Here is a 15,848-nt window from a genome sequence, read left to right as displayed (position 1 = left end):
TTCTACCCATGTACTTTTCCTTTCCGCTATCGTATCAAGCGAACACTACTGGTACGGCGAGTTATAGCTATTTCTCTTTTCGTCTGACTAACCAAACGCGCCTGCGTTTTTGGTCACATCGTTACATTTAACGTTTTCGTTTCGCGATAAACGCACCCGTTCACGCAAACAGTCTGTTTTGCGCCGTGAACCTGTATGCGTTGTCCATCAGGAGAAATAACTATGATTTACTGGATGTTTTTAGGCTTAGCCATTATTACCGAGGTGATCGGTACATTGTCGATGAAATACGCGAGTGTCTCCGGCGGCAGTGCGGGGATGATTGTGATGTATATCATGATTGCCTCTTCTTATATTTTATTATCCATGGCAGTGAAAAAAGTGGCCCTCGGGGTGGCTTATGCGCTGTGGGAAGGGATCGGGATCCTGATCATCACCACGTTTAGTGTGATGTGGTTCCATGAATCGCTGTCACCGCTGAAACTGGGCGGTCTGGCACTGTTAATCGCGGGTATCACCCTGATTAAATACGGCACCAAAAAAGTGCAGAAAAAGCAGCCTGCTGCCAAACCGGTTCGTGCGCCACTGAATGAGATGCTGAAAGGGGCGTAATATGTTATCGACATTTGAATGGTGGCACGGTGCATTTTTACTGCTGGCCGTGGTACTGGAGATTCTGGCGAATATCCTGCTGAAAATGTCAAACGGCTTTAAACGTCTGTGGCTGGGTATTTTATCGCTGCTGGCGGTATTGGGGGCATTCAGCTGTCTGGCACTGGCCGTCCGCGGTATCGAGCTTTCCGTTGCGTATGCATTGTGGGGAGCATTCGGTATTGTGGCAACAGTGGCTGCAGGCTGGATCCTGTTTAACCAGCGCCTCAATTACAAAGGCTGGAGCGGGATTATTCTGCTTCTGCTGGGTATGGTGATGATTAAGTTTGCCTGATCATTGCGTCACAGAAAAACAGCAGACAACCCGGAGTTGTCTGCTGTTTTTTTATGTCCGGAATTAAAATACACTGATGCAGGATGTACAGGTAAAATTCCGGATTATAAAAATGAAAATATTACTGATTGAAGATCATGAAAAGACCGGCAGCTGGGTTAAAAAGGGATTAGAGGAAGCCGGATTTATTGTTGATATCACGGCAGATGGCAGAGACGGGTTGTATCTTGCTCTGGAGAACAATTACCGGCTGGTTATTCTCGATATTATGTTGCCCGGTATGGATGGCTGGGAAGTGCTGAAAATATTGAGAACCGCCAAAATGGTACCGGTTATTTGTCTGACAGCCAGGGATGCAGTTGCTGACCGGGTAAAAGGACTGGAACTGGGCGCGAATGATTATCTGGTTAAACCGTTTTCATTTTCCGAATTACTGGCGAGAGTCCGGAATCAACTGCGTACTTCTCAACCAGCTTCCAAAGTGATTGAGATCGCCGATCTCAGCATTGATCTGACCCGTCATGATGTACAGCGGGGAGGCGTGAAAATATCGCTGACACGTCAGGAATATTCACTGTTGCTTTTTTTTGCGCTGCATTCAGGGGAGATCCTGCCCAGAACACTGATTGCCTGTGAGGTGTGGGGAATGGATTTTGAGAGTGATACCAATATTGTCGATGTGGCTGTCCGGCGGCTCAGAAAAAAAATAGATGACGATCATGATCGTAAATTAATTGAAACTGTCCGTGGTATGGGATACCGCCTGAACGGATCGGAATGATGAAAATACGCTCACTGAGATTTAAAATTGTATCATTATTTATGTTGCTGATGGTGGCAAACGCAGGTTTTGTCACACTGATCCTTTATCACTCTCTGAAAAATGAACTTGCCTCAAAAGATGATGACATCCTGATTAACCGTGCCGACCAACTGGCTAAACTGATTGTCAGTGGTATTGATATTAAATCGTTACCTGTTTATTTCCGGCGGATGATGGATATGCGGCAGGATGTTATTAAGATAGCAGATGCTGATAATCACGTTATTGTGGATACCAACCCAGAGATAACCCTGAATACCCGGGACAAACTTAATTATCCGGATAGTCAGGAAACGCCTTTAATCTCATACCAGAATACGGATGATAACATGCCGGTTTCCGTGGTTAATTTTGAGATTCAGGCTCCTGAAGGTAAATTATATGTCACTCTGGCAAAGCGTTCGGTTGATCGCAGCAGTGTTTTACGCGGATATTTACAGCAAAGTCTGATTGTTTCCGTTATTGCTATTCTTCTGATGGTCGTCTTCAGTATATGGCTTATCCGCCGGGGATTGCAGGATATTACGCATCTCAACCGGATCACCGCGAAAACAGATCTGCACTCTCTGGGACAGACGGTGGATATCAGCCGCTTACCGGATGAACTGAAAAGTTTGGGTGATTCACTGAATATCATGCGCGCACGGCTGAAAAATGATTTTGTCCGGCTGACACAACTTGCGGATGATTTAGCGCATGAATTGAGAACACCCATTAATGCCATTAAAATTCAGAATGAGATCACATTACAAAAAACGCGCACTGCGGATGAGTATGAAGCGATTATCGCCAGCAATACAGAAGAGCTGGATAAACTGGCAAAAATAATACAAAACATTCTGTTTATCGCCAGAGCAGAGAATAAAAATATTAATCTGAAGCGGGAAACCATCGTTGTTTCTGAGCTGGTTGAGGATATTTATGAGTTACTGGCATTTTATGCCGATGAGAAAAATATCCGGCTGGTTAATAAAATATCGGATGTGACGGTATCAGCAGACAAAGTATTGCTGATGCAGATTATGGTTAATGTTGTGTCAAATGCGGTTAAATATTCATATGAAAATACGGAGGTTATTGCCTGCGCAGAAAATAATCATGGCAGTACCGTCATTTCAGTGATGAACAAAGGTGATGTTGTTGCAAACAGTGAACAGGTCTTTACCCGCTTCTGGCGCGGAGATAATGCGAGAACGTCAGAAGGAAGCGGGTTGGGCTTATCGATTGTTCAGGCAATAACAGAATTGCATTCAGGTGAGGTCAGATTTGAACGTACCGGGTCATATAACACGGTAACCTTAATTTTTCCGGATACTCATCCCCTTTCATGACAAATTTGTCATCGTCCTGTCAGCTTTAAATTCAGATTATGCGGTATAACAGTTCCTGAATGTTATCACCGTGATTGTTGAATACAGGGACTCATCATGAAGAAAATAATACGATCGTCTGAGATTACGCCGGAATCCGTTTTTATGATGAAGCGCAGGAATCTGCTTAAATTATTAGGTGCCGGTACGGCCGGATTAATGGTCAGCCCGTCAGTCAGCGCCGGTCTGTTTTCGTGGTTTTCCGGCGATGATAAGCCCGGCGTTCCGGAGATAATCTTAAAAGACCTCAGTTATACAAAACCTGAAAAGTATCAGTCCGATCTGGTATTAACGCCGGAGGATAAGGTGACAGGTTACAATAATTTTTATGAATTCGGCCTGAATAAATCGGACCCGGCCGAAAACGCACATACCCTGAAAACGGATGAATGGACACTGACGGTTGAGGGGGAAGTTAACCGGCCTCTGGTATTAAATGCCGATGAGATCCGTCATAAATTTCAGGCCGAAGAGCGTATTTACCGGATGCGCTGTGTGGAAGCATGGTCAATGGTTATTCCGTGGGTTGGTTTTCCTCTGAGAGATTTATTGTTATCAGCGGAACCGAACAGCAAAGCGAAATATGTTGCTTTTGAAACGGTGTACGCTCCGGAACAAATGCCCGGTCAAAAGAGCCGTTTTACCGGAGGCGGGCTTCAGTATCCGTATATTGAGGGGTTGCGCCTGGATGAAGCACTTCACCCTCTGACACTGATGGCAACCGGTGTTTACGGAAAAGAACTGCCGAAACAAAATGGAGCACCTGTCCGGCTGGTGGTACCGTGGAAATATGGTTTTAAAGGCATAAAATCCATTGTTAAAATTCGCCTGACAGAATCTGAGCCGCCGACCACATGGAATCTTTCAGCACCCCGTGAATATGGGTTTTATGCCAATGTAAACCCGCAGGTTGATCATCCGCGCTGGTCACAGGCTACAGAACGTTTTATCGGCTCCGGAGGGTTAGGCCGGACAACACGGCAGCCGACATTACTGTTTAACGGGTATGCAGAAGACGTGGCAGAATTATATAAAGGGATGGATTTGCGGAGATATTTCTGATGATGAAATTATTCCGTTACCCGGTGGTTAAACTTTTTTTTCATATGACGGCAGTATTGCCACTGGTATGGCTTATTTATGCTGTGAGTTACGGGGTACTGGGGGCAGATCCCGCAAAAGACATTCAGCATTTCACCGGTATTATGGCACTTCGTTTAGTTATTATTATCGCAGTGATACCGGTGATTGCTTTTTATTTTAAGCTGAACAGTTTATATCAGGTGAGAAAATTACTCGGATTATGGTGTTTTTTCTGGGCAACGCTGCATCTGGCCAGCTATTTTTTTCTTGAAATAGGTGCAGAAAATACGGCACTCTTTTTCAGTGAGATACTTTCCCGTTTTTATCTTAATCTCGGTGTGGCTGGCTGGTTAATTTTGTGCCTGATGGCAGTGACGTCGTCTGACCGGATACGCAACTTATCAGGCCGGTGGTGGAAACGAATTCATAATTTGCTGTATCCGTTGTTGTTTATTGTTATTACGCACTATATTTTAGCAGCGAAGACAGATACACCGGAACCGGCCATTTATCTGGTACTGGTTATTCTGGCGTACTGTCATCGCCGGCAGCAGCGAAGTAAAGAACAGGTATTACCCGATAAAATCGGGTAATACGATTATGCTGATTGTCTTCTGCTGTTATTTATCACTGTAATACTCATAAGTGGTACGGAAAGGTACTTCACCGGCCGGTTCACCGTTAATATGCCGGAGCCAGAGCCCTGCGGTACAGTTTTGATAGGTATCCCATTCTGTACACTGAATATCATTACCGGTGACGATCCCGATCGACTCCGTTCTTTCTGTTCCTTTATCCAGGCCGCCTTTCTCATTGTAGGTAAAATGGTAATTACTGAGAAGGGTCGGCGTGGTGTAAATACGGGTTACCCGGCCGGCACTGTCATATTCAAAGATCATACTGTAGGGTTTGGCGAGAACTTCGCCGTCTATCACTACAGAATGTATATTGCCATCGCGGTATTCCACAGCGCCGTTTTCGGTCAGGATAGTGCTGTTGCCCTCAATAAAATTTTCTGTCCGGTAGCCGCTAATCACTTGTTGTGCATCTTTGAGCAGGATAATCCGGCTGATGGTCGGGCGCTCTTTTTTCCGGCCGACTTCGTCTGAGGAAAAACGGTATTCCATACTGATGGCATCAGCGGTTTCCGCTCCGGCTACCTGTATATCAAAGGTCATGCCGTATTGCATACTTCTGCGGATGAAATCATAGTGAGTGATCTGTCCGCAGGGTGACAGTGTCACATTACTGGCAGAAAATATCCTGATATCGCTGTCCTGCTGGTCGCTGTCGGTGACCATGGAGGATGATTTTACCGGTCCGTTCAGGTAAGAAAGCCCCATCATCCTCATATGATTGAGCCGGGTCTGTTCAGATATCGGCTGGCAGTCAGTTTCTGCGGCATAAGACGGCAGGGCGAAAACAGCGGAAAACAGCGCCAAAGGCAGAACTGAGCAGGTTACTGTGAGTTTTTTCACGATTTCTCCGGAAAGCTATAAATTCAGATTCATTTATTTCGATGGTAAGGGAGTTATTCCGTTCAGGCAACCAGACAAACAGACAATCTGCATTATTTATTCTGAAATTCTCTTAATGATATTCGCCGAAACAACAGTTTTAGAAAGTCAGAGTAACGCATTTCAGTATTGTCCGGAAAAGAATCACCAGATAAAATCACCTGCAGGCAGATTTTAAAGTAATGCTGCTGATAATATGTATGATATAGCTGATACAGCATATTCATTGTGAATGGCGTTCAGAAGAGGAGATGAATGGATTGAGTCAGATTTTATTATGAGAGAAAAATATGTAAAATGATTGATTACAATGAAATGGTAAAAAATGAATCGATGGAAGATGTTATCCTGTTTCTGGTTGCCAGGCGTGAAAGTGGTCTTATTTACCCGGCAATAGATCGTTTTTTTTATCGTCATAATGGCCCGGATAAATATGAGTCGTGTAATATTATGATTCTCCGCGAAACGCACCGGCTTCTGAATGAAGAAAAAATAATGTGCGGAGAAGAGAAAGGCGGCCTTTATATGAAAGGACCAAAATGGATTGAGCCCGATTTTATGTCAGAAGGAAAATATGAGATAGATTAAAAAATACATGCTTGTTATTTTTGAGTGCAATTATGAACATGCGTATTATATTTTATTAATCCGATTTTTCGGGAAAAATAAAAAAATAAGATAAATAATCATCCATAAAAATGAAACAATGAATAATCAATACAAAAAAGTGACCGCCATTGTGCGGTCACTTAACAGATCAAACAGGATATGCTTATTTCACTTCCGGCATCAGCCCGATAAAGACAGTTTTCTTACGCGGGCCGGTCATCAGGTCTTCCAGCTTTTCCACGCACTGTAAATAGTGCGGGGTTTTCTTATGTGCCGCCACGGCCGCATCATCGGCATAGGCTTCATAGATATAAAAGCGGGTTTCCACTTCCGGGTCCTGTAACACATCAAAACGCAGGTTACCGGGCTCTTTTATCGATCCCAGATGGTTTTCACGAAAAACGGCAATAAATTCATCCACTTTGCCGGGTTTCACATTAATTTCCACTAATGTTACGTTCAAAATTTACCCCTTGTTCTTTTCGCTCAGGAACAGCTGATAAGCCTGTGCTGCACTCTCACCGCCATGCACAACGGCACGGATCGCTTTCATCATGGCAACCGGGTTTTCGGACTGGAAAATATTCCGGCCCATATCCACCCCGGATGCGCCCTGGTCAATGGCGCGGAAACACATGTCGAGAGCTTCGTTTTCCGGCAATTTTTTACCGCCTGCAATGACAATCGGTACCGGACAACCGGCGGTGATGCGCTCAAAACCTTCCTCAACAAAGTAGGTTTTGATGATATTAGCGCCCATTTCTGCAGCAATACGGCTGGCGAGTGAGAAATAACGCTGATCACGCGCCATATCTTTACCCACCCCGGTCACTGCCATTACCGGCATACCGACACGCATCCCCGCATCCACCATTTTGATGATGTTTTTGATGGACTGGTGTTCATGCTCAGTACCGATATAGACCTGAGCCGCAACCGCCGCCACATTCAGGCGTACCGCATCATCCATTGCCACCGCAACCGCTTCGTTGGAGAGTTCGGTCAGGATGGAGTTAGCGCCGGATGCCCGCAGCACCACCGGTTTGTTGGTCGTGACCGGCACCTGGGCACGCAGGATCCCGCGGGTACACATCAGGACATCGGTATGCTCAAAAAGCGGGGCGATATTAATATCAATCCGCTCAAGGCCGGTGGTCGGCCCCTGGAAATAGCCGTGGTCAAAGGCCAGCATGACCGTTTTATTATCCTGCGGATTAAAAATACGGGCCAGACGCGACTGCATACCCCAATCCAGCGAACCGCAGCCTTTGAGGGTATAAAGGGTGTTTTTTTGCGGCGTATTAAGCCCGAAGTCTTTGCCGTCACGGATATCATCTAAATCAGCCATGGAATTCTCCCCTGGTTAAACTGGCGCGGAGGGTGCCCGCGCCATTGGTTAAATCAGCAACTACATCAGAAATCATAGTTGTTAATGTTCTCTTTGGTGAAGATCACGCGCTCAGGCAGTACCACAATCCCGTTGCCTTTTGCTTCGTAGTCATAGCCCTGAACACTGTTCGGGGAGACTTCAACTTCACCGACACCGGCGACGGTAATCTTATCGCCGACATTCAGTTCGCCTTTTTTCATCAGTGCATCAGCCACGGCGACAGAAATTTCGCCCTGTTTGACAACATCCCATAACGCGAACTGATTAACTGTGCCGCGCTCCACATACGGACGCATCACGTTCGGGGTACTGAACCCGACAACCGCCACATCGTTACGTTTCAGGTTCTCTTTGGCCTGAGCCGCCGCCGGCAGGGCGTTGGCATCCGGCGCGATAATCACATCCAGGTCACTCCAGGCATTAAGAATACCTTCGGCAGTCTGTAAGGATTTGGTGGCATCGTTATAACCGTACTGGGTGGTGACGACTTCCCAGCCCGGATGCTCGGCTTCGATTTTCGCTTTCGCTTCTTTGACCCACTGGTTCTGGTCAGTTACGGTCGGGCTGGAATAGAAGAAGGCGACTTTGGCTTTCTCTTTCTTCACCTGATCCGCAGCCATATCCACCAGGATGCCGCCGAGCTGTTTCGGTGTGCCCTGGTCGATATAAATGGAGCGGCATTCCGGGTTGGTATCGGAATCCCAGGTCAGGACTTTCACACCGCGCTGCATAGCGCGTTTCAGTGACGGACATAACCCGTCCGGCGAAACGGCAGAAACAATAATCGCGTCATAGCCCCGGTTAACGAAGTTGTTGATAAGCTGCACCTGACCGGACACACTCGGCTCGGTCGGGCCGTCGTAGGTGACATCGATACCGAGTTTTTTCCCGGCTTCCACAGCACCCTGGCCGCCGCTGGTAAAGAAGCCGACACCGACAAGTTTAGGAATAAAGGCGACTTTTTCTGCTGCATTCGCCCAGGAAACACATGCGAGACTTAATGCAGTGGCGAGCGCCAGTTTTTTCATGATGGGTTTCATGGTTTTCTCCATTTCGTCAAATCTGTGATAACAAACGTGTTTTACTCTGATACGAATTGCCTGTTGCGTTTACGCGCCCACCAGCCAAGGATGTGATGTCGGTGTAAAGAAACGGAACGACCAACAACGGCAACAATAAGCAGCGCACCCGAGAGTGCACTGGAGACCTGATTTGGTACGCCGATCATCTGCAATCCCTGCTGTAAAAAGCCGATCAGCAAAACAGCCAGCGCGGTGCCTAATACAGAGCCGGAACCGCCGTAAATATTGGCACCACCCAGTACAACAGCGGTGATAGCAGGCATCAGGAACGATGCCCCGAGATCCGCACGGGCAGAGCCGAAATAGGACACTAAAATGACAGAGGCGAGTGCGGCACTGACACCGACCATCGCATACAGCAGACAGATAGTGCGTGTCACCGGGAAAGCACTGTATCGTGCGACACGGGCATTCTGCCCGATTAAAAAGACATTACGGCCCGGATGGGTACGGTGCAGATAAAACCAGAACACCAGCACACACAGGACAAAAATGATCAGCGGCAGCGGAATACCGAGTAAATCAAGGTTAGCAAAATCAGTAAAGGCTGCCGGGAAGCCGCCGATCCCCTCAAAACCGGTCGCACCGGACAGGCCGGAGAGCAGCAAGGCACAGCCGCCGAACAGATACATGGTGCCGAGCGTAATCACCAGCGGGTTAACCCCGGTAAACAGGATCAGCAGGGCGTTAATCAGGCCGCACAGTGCGCCGGTCAGCAGAGTGAGCGGAATGGCGGCAATCATCGGTACACCGGCCTGATTGAGGATCCCGAGCACAATAGCGGTCAGCCCGATGGTGGAGCCGAAGGAGATATCCATCCCGCCGCTGACAATCACCAGCGTCAGCGGCAGCGCCACCAGACCGATACAGATAAAGTCACTGGTACTGAACAGCAGCACATTGACATCCAGCAGGCGCGGGTTACCCATACCGAATAACAGGATTTCGAGGACAATCAGCAGCGCCAGGGCAATTTCCCAGCCGTAACGTTTGGTGATGCTCATTTTTTCGCCTCCTGCGGTGCGGAAGGATTAAGGAACCGGGCATAGCGCTGGGCGCGGAGGTTTTTCTCCAGCGCCACACGCAGACGGCCGTCAAAGACCAGAACCGCGAGTAAAACAAAGCCGGCGATAAAGTCATTCCACCAGGCCGGCAATCTGAGCAGCACCAGCACACTGTCAATCTGAGTCATAAAATAGGCACCGAGGATAGCGCCGACGATGGTACCGGTGCCGCCGAGCAGGCTGATCCCGCCCAGCACACAGGCGGCGATGGCTTTCATTTCAAGGCCGTTACCGGTCTGATTCGGGATAAAACCGATTTGTGAGGCAAACACAATCCCGGCGAGTGCCGCCATCATGCCGTTTACAGAGAAGGCAATGATGCGGGTGCGATCAACCGGCACACCCAACTGGCGCGCGCCCTGTAAGTTATCGCCGGTGGCGTAGAAACCGCGTCCGGCGGTGGTGCGGGACAGGAACAGGGTCATCAGAATAATCAGCAGGATAATAAACCAGCCGATTGGCGACAGCCCGAGGAAGACCGGTTTTGACAGATCTTTCAGTTCCGCCGGTAAACCTTCAATCCATTTTCCGCCGGTGAGCAGCAGCATAATGCCGCGATATAGCCCGAGCGTACCGAGGGTGGCAACAATGGCGGGGATCCGCAGCCAGGTGACCAGGATGCCGTTGAAGAATCCGGCCAGCAGACCGGCAGCGACAGTCAGCAGGATCGCCACCGTCAGCGGCAGTCCCGCATTCAGCGCGATACCGACAATCACTGCACACAGCCCGGTGGTGGATCCGACAGACACATCAATATTACGGGTCAGCATCACCAGGGTGGCACCGATGGCCAGCAGCATCTGGATTTGCGCACTGCCGAAAATCATGGTGACGGTTTGCAGACTGAAATAACGGGTTTCCATGCCGCCGAGCAGGACAAACAGGCAGAGAATAGCAAGCAGTGCCGTTACTTCACGGTTATTCTGGATATATTTCAGCATGATGCGGCCTCCTGTAACGGGCTGCTTTCTGTTTCTGTCTGCGGGCGGTGTTCGCCGAACGCCATATGCATAATAGTGTCGGTGTTCAGCTCGTTGTGCTGCAATTCCCCGGAGAATTCCCCCTGATGCATCACCAGCACGCGGTCAGCCAGCGCCACCACTTCATCGAGGTCAGAGGAGATCAGTAAAATTGCCACATTCTGCTGTGCGATACTTTGTATCAGTTGATAAATGTCATTACGGGCGCCGACATCCACGCCGCGTGTCGGTTCATCAATAATCAGCAGTGACGGATTGGCTTCGAGGCATTTGGCGATCAGGATTTTTTGCTGATTACCGCCGGACAGCGTGCGTACCGTCTGTTGCCCGTCACTGAATTTAATATTGAGGGCACGGCGGTAACGCTCGAGCAAGGCATCATCCCGCGAGCGGTTGACCAGCAGCCCCTGGTGGTTATGCACCAGCGCACCGATATTCCAGGTGAGCGGGGCATCAAGGAAAAGTCCGGAGGCCTGACGGTCTTCAGGTAAACAGACCAGCCCCCGGGTGAGGCGTTTTTCACTGCTGACACCGCGCAGATTGTCACCGTTGAGGAAAACCTCTCCGGCGATCAGCGGGCGCAGCCCGTATAATGTTTCTGCGAGTTCGGTCCGGCCGGCGCCGACGACACCGGCCAGCCCGACCACTTCCCCCGGGTTGACAACAAAACTGATGTTACGGAATCCTTCGCCGCACGCATTACGGACATCCAGCACCGGCGTATCATCCTGCGGACTGTTACGGGTGGCGGACAGATCCAGCCAGAGCTTCTGCGTCTCTGACAGCGGCTTTTTCTTCGCTTCAGGTGTGATGGCCTGAATGATTTCATCAGTGGAAAACTGTTTTGCCGGACCGGCCAGCGCAATATTGCCGTCACGCATCACGCTCAGATAATCGGCAATGGCATGTATTTCCGGTAGTTTATGAGAGATAAAGACAATCCCGACACCCTGCTGCTGTAATTCCCGCACCCGCCCAAACAGGCGTTCGGTTTCGGCGGGGGTCAGAGATGCTGTCGGTTCATCAAGAATAAGGATGCGGGAATCCCGCATCAGACCGCGCATGATCTCCACCAGCTGCTGATCCGCCACATTCAGGCTGCCCGCCCGCGCACTGAGATCAAAATTGCAGCGCAGTGATGTCAGCATTTGCTGTAATTTGGCTTTGCCCGCCTGATGTTTCGGCAGCCGGAACAGAATGTTTTCCTGCACAGACAGATTCGGGAACAGCAGCGGCTCCTGCGGAACCAGATACAGTCCCAGCTGATGGGCTTTCGCCGGAGTCAGGTGCGATATCTCCTGACCTTCCAGCGTCAGGGTGCCTGCATCCGGCTGTTCAATCCCTGCAATAATTTTCATCAGCGTGGATTTTCCCGCGCCGTTGCCGCCCAGCAGCGCATGAACCTGTCCCGGCAACAGTGTGAAATCGATGTGTTTGAGGACAACCACACCGGAGAACTGTTTGGCTATTCCGCGGGCGGTGAGCAGCGGCTGAATCGGGTGTTGCTTCTCTGACATAACGGCACCTCTGGTGTTATGGGTATTGCTGCCGGATGTTATGTGGTTAAGAAAACATCAATAAAATGAACATTTATAATTTATAAACACATTTGTTCATAAATGTAAGCCATAAAAATCAAATAAGACAATATTTCGGCCATATTTTGTGAAAAAATCAGATCTGCGTTAGAATTTGTTCAAAATTTTGGCCTGCACCTCTGGCAGATTTCTGTAAAAGGTGCTTATCTGTAAAAACGGAAAACAAAAGTTCACATGACAACAGTTTCAAAAAACACGAAAGCAGCCCCGGTAAGCTCCGTTTCTTCGATGGACTATGACGCCTCAGGACTTAGTATGAATGAAGAAGAGTTATTGGCCCGTATTGCCTGGTTTTATTACCACGATGGTCTCACGCAGGGAGATATCGGGGATCTGCTCGGTCTGACACGGCTGAAAGTTTCGCGTTTGCTCGAAAAAGGACGTCAGTCCGGCGTCATCCGGGTACAGATAAATTCCCGGTTTGAAGGCTGCCTTGAACTTGAAGATATTCTGAAAAAAAGATTTTCGTTAAAACAAATTCGCATACTCCCGGCGTTGAACGGCCCGGAGATCCATACCCGCCTCGGCGTGGCCGGTGCACATCTGCTGATGTCTCAGCTTTCGCCCGGCCAGTTGCTGGCAGTCGGGTTTGGGGAGGCGGCAATGGCGACATTGCAGCATCTGAGCGGGTTTGTCTCTTCGCAGCAGATCCGTCTGGTGACTCTCTCCGGCGGCGTCGGGCAGTACATGACCGGCATCGGCCAGCTTGATGCCAACTGCCCGGTCAGCATTATTCCGGCACCGCTGCGGGCATCAAGTGCCGCAGTGGCAGCGACATTCCGTCAGGAACGCAGCGTGCAGGATGTGCTGATGGCAGCCAGTGCAGCTGATATTGCCGTTGTCGGCCTGGGCGCTGTGAATCAGAAACAGGATGCGACCATTATGCGTTCCGGCTATATCAGCAGCGGTGAGCAACTGATGCTGGCACGGCGCGGGGCGGTCGGGGATATCCTCGGCTACTTTATCGGGCGCGAAGGGGAACTGACAGAAGAAGTGGAGATGCACCGCGAACTTATCGGTATCACCCCCGCAGAACTGAAAAATATTCCGACGGTGGTCGGAGTGGCGGGCGGTGAGGAAAAGGCCGAGGTGATTGTGGCGGCACTGCTGGGGGGCTATATCAACTCCCTGGTGACAGACGAGCAGACGGCACGGGTGATGCTGACATTATTAACCTGATGCACTGACTGTCCCGCAGACGAAAATCACGCTGTATTTCATGGTGTAACGGTATCAGTCCAATTGAATTTGTGAGGATGGCGACATGAATCAGATTACGGGCAGCGGCTCATCAGAAAAATACCTGATGGCGCTGGATGCGGGAACAGGCAGTATCAGAGCCGTTATTTTTGATCTTCACGGCAATCAGGTGGCGGTCGGACAGGCGGAGTGGCGTCACAATGAGCTGCCGGATGTACCGGGCTCGATGGAATTTGATCTGCCGGTGAACTGGCAGCTGGCGTGTCACTGTATTGCGCTGGCGCTGAAAAATGCCGGTCTGCCTGCTTCGGCGATTGCCGGGGTGGCGGCCTGCTCAATGCGTGAAGGCATTGTACTGTATGACCGCAACGGCGAACCGATCTGGGCATGTGCCAACGTGGATGCGCGCTCAAGCCATGAAGTCAGTGAATTAAAAGAGCTGTACGATAACACTTTTGAATATGATGTTTATCAGTGCTCCGGCCAGACTTTAGCCCTCGGTGCTATGCCGCGTCTGCTGTGGCTGGCACATCACCGGCCTGATATCTACCGTCAGGCGGGCACACTCACTATGATCAGCGACTGGCTGGCCTGCAAACTGACCGGCGAGCTGGCAGTTGATCCTTCCAATGCCGGTACCACCGGGATGTTGGATCTGAAAACCCGTGACTGGCGGCCTGGCCTGCTGGAAATGGCCGGGCTGCGCGCGGATATTCTCTCTCCGGTTAAAGAAACCGGTACCGTGTTGGGCTATATCACAGCGAATGCCGCGAAAGAGTCCGGTCTGGCAGAAGGCACGCCGGTGGTGATGGGCGGCGGGGACGTTCAACTGGGCTGCCTCGGGCTGGGCGTGGTCAGAGCGGGACAAACTGCGGTGCTCGGCGGCACGTTCTGGCAGCAGGTGGTGAATTTACCGGCACCGGTCACCGATCCGGATATGAATACCCGCATCAACCCACATGTGATCCCGGGGATGGTACAGGCGGAATCCATCAGTTTTTTTACCGGCCTGACGATGCGCTGGTTCCGTGATGCGTTCTGCGCGGAAGAAAAAATTATCGCTGAACGTCTCGGCGTGGACACTTACTCATTACTGGAAGATATGGCGGCCCGTGTGCCTGCCGGCTCTCACGGTATTATGCCGATTTTCTCCGATGTGATGCGCTTTAAATCCTGGTATCACGCTGCGCCTTCCTTTATTAACCTCTCCATTGATGCGGAAAAGAGTAACAAAGCCTCGCTGTTCCGCGCACTGGAGGAGAACGCAGCGATTGTTTCATCCCTCAATCTTGATCTGATTGCAAAATTCAGTGGTGTGAAAGCGGATTCACTGGTGTTCGCCGGTGGTGGTTCGAAAGGCAAACTGTGGAGCCAGATCCTGGCGGATGTTACCGGTGTGCCGGTACGGGTACCGGTTGTCAAAGAAGCCACGGCGCTGGGGTGTGCGATCGCCGCCGGAGCGGGTGTCGGGTTATATGATGATGTGGTGACGGCGGGTGAGCGTCTGGTGCAGTGGCAGCATGAGTATCAGCCAAATCCGGCACACCGCGAGGTTTATGACAAAGCCAAACAGAACTGGCAGAAGGTATATGCGGATCAGCTTTCGCTGGTGGATTCGGGCCTGACAACATCGATGTGGAAGGCGCCGGGGCTGAAATAACCGGGGGTATAATCCGGCTCCGGAGAGGGCCGTTAACGGGCAAAAACGAAAAGTCGCTGTGAATACAGTCCCTGTACGCTCAGGCTCGCCATCCATGGCTCGCATGCTTTTCGTTTCCTTTGCCCGTTACCGGCTCAGTACCTGACCGGCAGAGCTTTTTTCAACACTCAGACTGCTGCGATCACTTTGATTTCGACTTTATAATCCGGGTGCATCAGAGCAGCTTCCACGGTGCAGCGAACCGGCGCACTGCCTTTCGCGACCCATGCATCCCAGGCGGTATTCATACCGGCAAAATCGGCTTTGTCTGCCAGGAAAATGGTCGCATCGAGGATTTTGCTTTTATCTGAACCGGCGCGGGCCAGAATTTTATCGATCGCGTGCAGGGCACTGGTGGTCTGGGCAGTAATATCGCCGCTCAGATCTTCCGGAACACTGGTGTAATAAACGGTGTTGTTGTGTACAACCGCTTCAGACCAGCGGTCTTCCGGATCAATTCGCTGAATTGTCATTCTCTCTCCTGTAA

Annotated in this window: 17 protein-coding genes; 9 read left to right on the top strand and 8 right to left on the bottom strand. The window is 50.1% G+C overall.

Annotated elements, in window-relative coordinates; translation table 11 throughout:
- Nucleotides 1-222 precede the first annotated feature (222 nt).
- From mdtJ to X965_RS07155, 6 genes are all read left to right on the top strand, one after another.
- Nucleotides 223-612 (top strand): multidrug/spermidine efflux SMR transporter subunit MdtJ, encoded by a 390-nt coding sequence (gene mdtJ, locus X965_RS07180; RefSeq protein ID WP_004239441.1) that lies wholly within the window; start codon nt 223-225, stop codon nt 610-612.
- Nucleotide 613: 1 nt separating this feature from the next.
- Entirely contained in the window at nt 614-946 is a 333-nt protein-coding gene (mdtI, locus tag X965_RS07175) for a multidrug/spermidine efflux SMR transporter subunit MdtI (protein ID WP_004237484.1), read from the top strand.
- Between the two features lie 112 nt (nt 947-1,058).
- A complete protein-coding gene (locus X965_RS07170) occupies nt 1,059-1,727 on the top strand; it encodes a heavy metal response regulator transcription factor (protein ID WP_032098300.1) in 669 nt (222 codons plus the stop codon).
- Entirely contained in the window at nt 1,724-3,100 is a 1,377-nt protein-coding gene (locus X965_RS07165) for an ATP-binding protein (RefSeq protein WP_036417564.1), read from the top strand. Before X965_RS07170 ends, X965_RS07165 begins: the two co-directional genes overlap by 4 nt.
- Before the next feature lie 96 nt (nt 3,101-3,196).
- Nucleotides 3,197-4,201 (top strand): protein-methionine-sulfoxide reductase catalytic subunit MsrP, encoded by a 1,005-nt coding sequence (gene msrP, locus X965_RS07160; RefSeq protein ID WP_004239433.1) that lies wholly within the window; start codon nt 3,197-3,199, stop codon nt 4,199-4,201.
- The gene (locus X965_RS07155) at nt 4,201-4,815 is read left to right on the top strand and encodes a sulfite oxidase heme-binding subunit YedZ (RefSeq protein ID WP_036417562.1); all 615 of its coding nucleotides are present in this window, start codon (nt 4,201-4,203) and stop codon (nt 4,813-4,815) included. The genes msrP and X965_RS07155 overlap by 1 nt, the downstream gene beginning before the upstream one ends.
- 27 nt (nt 4,816-4,842) lie before the next feature.
- Here X965_RS07155 and X965_RS07150 read toward each other — a convergent pair whose 3' ends face one another.
- Nucleotides 4,843-5,700, bottom strand: coding sequence for a hypothetical protein (locus tag X965_RS07150; protein WP_036417561.1), 858 nt, complete (start codon nt 5,698-5,700; stop codon nt 4,843-4,845).
- A gap of 336 nt (nt 5,701-6,036) precedes the next feature.
- Between X965_RS07150 and X965_RS07145 the strand changes: the two genes are divergently transcribed.
- A complete protein-coding gene (locus X965_RS07145; RefSeq protein WP_036417559.1) occupies nt 6,037-6,327 on the top strand; it encodes a hypothetical protein in 291 nt (96 codons plus the stop codon).
- A gap of 184 nt (nt 6,328-6,511) precedes the next feature.
- Here the strand turns inward: X965_RS07145 and lsrG are convergent, their stop codons facing one another.
- The 6 genes from lsrG to lsrA all read right to left on the bottom strand — a co-directional run bounded on the left by lsrG (nt 6,512) and on the right by lsrA (nt 12,381).
- Nucleotides 6,512-6,811 carry a (4S)-4-hydroxy-5-phosphonooxypentane-2,3-dione isomerase gene (lsrG, locus tag X965_RS07140; RefSeq protein WP_015422695.1) on the bottom strand — a complete coding sequence of 100 codons (300 nt, stop codon included), beginning with the start codon at nt 6,809-6,811 and terminating at the stop codon, nt 6,512-6,514.
- Nucleotides 6,812-6,814: 3 nt separating this feature from the next.
- Nucleotides 6,815-7,696 (bottom strand): 3-hydroxy-5-phosphonooxypentane-2,4-dione thiolase, encoded by an 882-nt coding sequence (gene lsrF / locus X965_RS07135; RefSeq protein WP_004237494.1) that lies wholly within the window; start codon nt 7,694-7,696, stop codon nt 6,815-6,817.
- Between the two features lie 65 nt (nt 7,697-7,761).
- Entirely contained in the window at nt 7,762-8,778 is a 1,017-nt protein-coding gene (gene lsrB / locus X965_RS07130) for an autoinducer 2 ABC transporter substrate-binding protein LsrB (RefSeq protein ID WP_015422696.1), read from the bottom strand.
- Nucleotides 8,779-8,819: 41 nt separating this feature from the next.
- Nucleotides 8,820-9,824, bottom strand: a complete 1,005-nt coding sequence (gene lsrD / locus X965_RS07125; RefSeq protein WP_004237496.1) for an autoinducer 2 ABC transporter permease LsrD — start codon at nt 9,822-9,824, stop codon at nt 8,820-8,822.
- Nucleotides 9,821-10,825 carry an autoinducer 2 ABC transporter permease LsrC gene (lsrC, locus tag X965_RS07120; protein WP_004237497.1) on the bottom strand — a complete coding sequence of 335 codons (1,005 nt, stop codon included), beginning with the start codon at nt 10,823-10,825 and terminating at the stop codon, nt 9,821-9,823. Before lsrC ends, lsrD begins: the two co-directional genes overlap by 4 nt.
- Complete coding sequence (gene lsrA, locus X965_RS07115) at nt 10,819-12,381, bottom strand: autoinducer 2 ABC transporter ATP-binding protein LsrA (RefSeq protein ID WP_036417557.1); 1,563 nt, start codon at nt 12,379-12,381, stop codon at nt 10,819-10,821. Before lsrA ends, lsrC begins: the two co-directional genes overlap by 7 nt.
- Before the next feature lie 309 nt (nt 12,382-12,690).
- Between lsrA and lsrR the strand changes: the two genes are divergently transcribed.
- Both lsrR and lsrK read left to right on the top strand, forming a co-directional pair.
- Complete coding sequence (gene lsrR, locus X965_RS07110; protein WP_046024608.1) at nt 12,691-13,641, top strand: transcriptional regulator LsrR; 951 nt, start codon at nt 12,691-12,693, stop codon at nt 13,639-13,641.
- A gap of 85 nt (nt 13,642-13,726) precedes the next feature.
- Nucleotides 13,727-15,322 (top strand): autoinducer-2 kinase, encoded by a 1,596-nt coding sequence (gene lsrK / locus X965_RS07105; RefSeq protein ID WP_036417555.1) that lies wholly within the window; start codon nt 13,727-13,729, stop codon nt 15,320-15,322.
- Nucleotides 15,323-15,489: 167 nt separating this feature from the next.
- Here the strand turns inward: lsrK and X965_RS07100 are convergent, their stop codons facing one another.
- Nucleotides 15,490-15,834: a RidA family protein gene (locus X965_RS07100; RefSeq protein WP_004237501.1), complete on the bottom strand. Its 345-nt coding sequence runs from the start codon at nt 15,832-15,834 to the stop codon at nt 15,490-15,492.
- Nucleotides 15,835-15,848 lie beyond the last annotated feature (14 nt).

The sequence above is a fragment of the Morganella sp. EGD-HP17 genome (genome assembly GCF_000512315.2).
GTDB classification, from domain to species: Bacteria; Pseudomonadota; Gammaproteobacteria; order Enterobacterales; family Enterobacteriaceae; genus Morganella; species Morganella morganii.
This window is presented reverse-complemented; position numbering and strand designations above follow the sequence as displayed.

Coding starts and splice junctions, on each gene's coding strand:
- mdtJ (WP_004239441.1), top strand. CDS start 223: ATGATTTACTGGATGTTTTTAGGCTTAGCCATTATTACCGAGGTGATC.
- mdtI (WP_004237484.1), top strand. CDS start 614: ATGTTATCGACATTTGAATGGTGGCACGGTGCATTTTTACTGCTGGCC.
- X965_RS07170 (WP_032098300.1), top strand. CDS start 1,059: ATGAAAATATTACTGATTGAAGATCATGAAAAGACCGGCAGCTGGGTT.
- X965_RS07165 (WP_036417564.1), top strand. CDS start 1,724: ATGATGAAAATACGCTCACTGAGATTTAAAATTGTATCATTATTTATG.
- msrP (WP_004239433.1), top strand. CDS start 3,197: ATGAAGAAAATAATACGATCGTCTGAGATTACGCCGGAATCCGTTTTT.
- X965_RS07155 (WP_036417562.1), top strand. CDS start 4,201: ATGATGAAATTATTCCGTTACCCGGTGGTTAAACTTTTTTTTCATATG.
- X965_RS07145 (WP_036417559.1), top strand. CDS start 6,037: ATGATTGATTACAATGAAATGGTAAAAAATGAATCGATGGAAGATGTT.
- lsrF (WP_004237494.1), bottom strand. CDS start 7,696: ATGGCTGATTTAGATGATATCCGTGACGGCAAAGACTTCGGGCTTAAT.
- lsrB (WP_015422696.1), bottom strand. CDS start 8,778: ATGAAACCCATCATGAAAAAACTGGCGCTCGCCACTGCATTAAGTCTC.
- lsrD (WP_004237496.1), bottom strand. CDS start 9,824: ATGAGCATCACCAAACGTTACGGCTGGGAAATTGCCCTGGCGCTGCTG.
- lsrC (WP_004237497.1), bottom strand. CDS start 10,825: ATGCTGAAATATATCCAGAATAACCGTGAAGTAACGGCACTGCTTGCT.
- lsrA (WP_036417557.1), bottom strand. CDS start 12,381: ATGTCAGAGAAGCAACACCCGATTCAGCCGCTGCTCACCGCCCGCGGA.
- lsrR (WP_046024608.1), top strand. CDS start 12,691: ATGGACTATGACGCCTCAGGACTTAGTATGAATGAAGAAGAGTTATTG.
- lsrK (WP_036417555.1), top strand. CDS start 13,727: ATGAATCAGATTACGGGCAGCGGCTCATCAGAAAAATACCTGATGGCG.
- X965_RS07100 (WP_004237501.1), bottom strand. CDS start 15,834: ATGACAATTCAGCGAATTGATCCGGAAGACCGCTGGTCTGAAGCGGTT.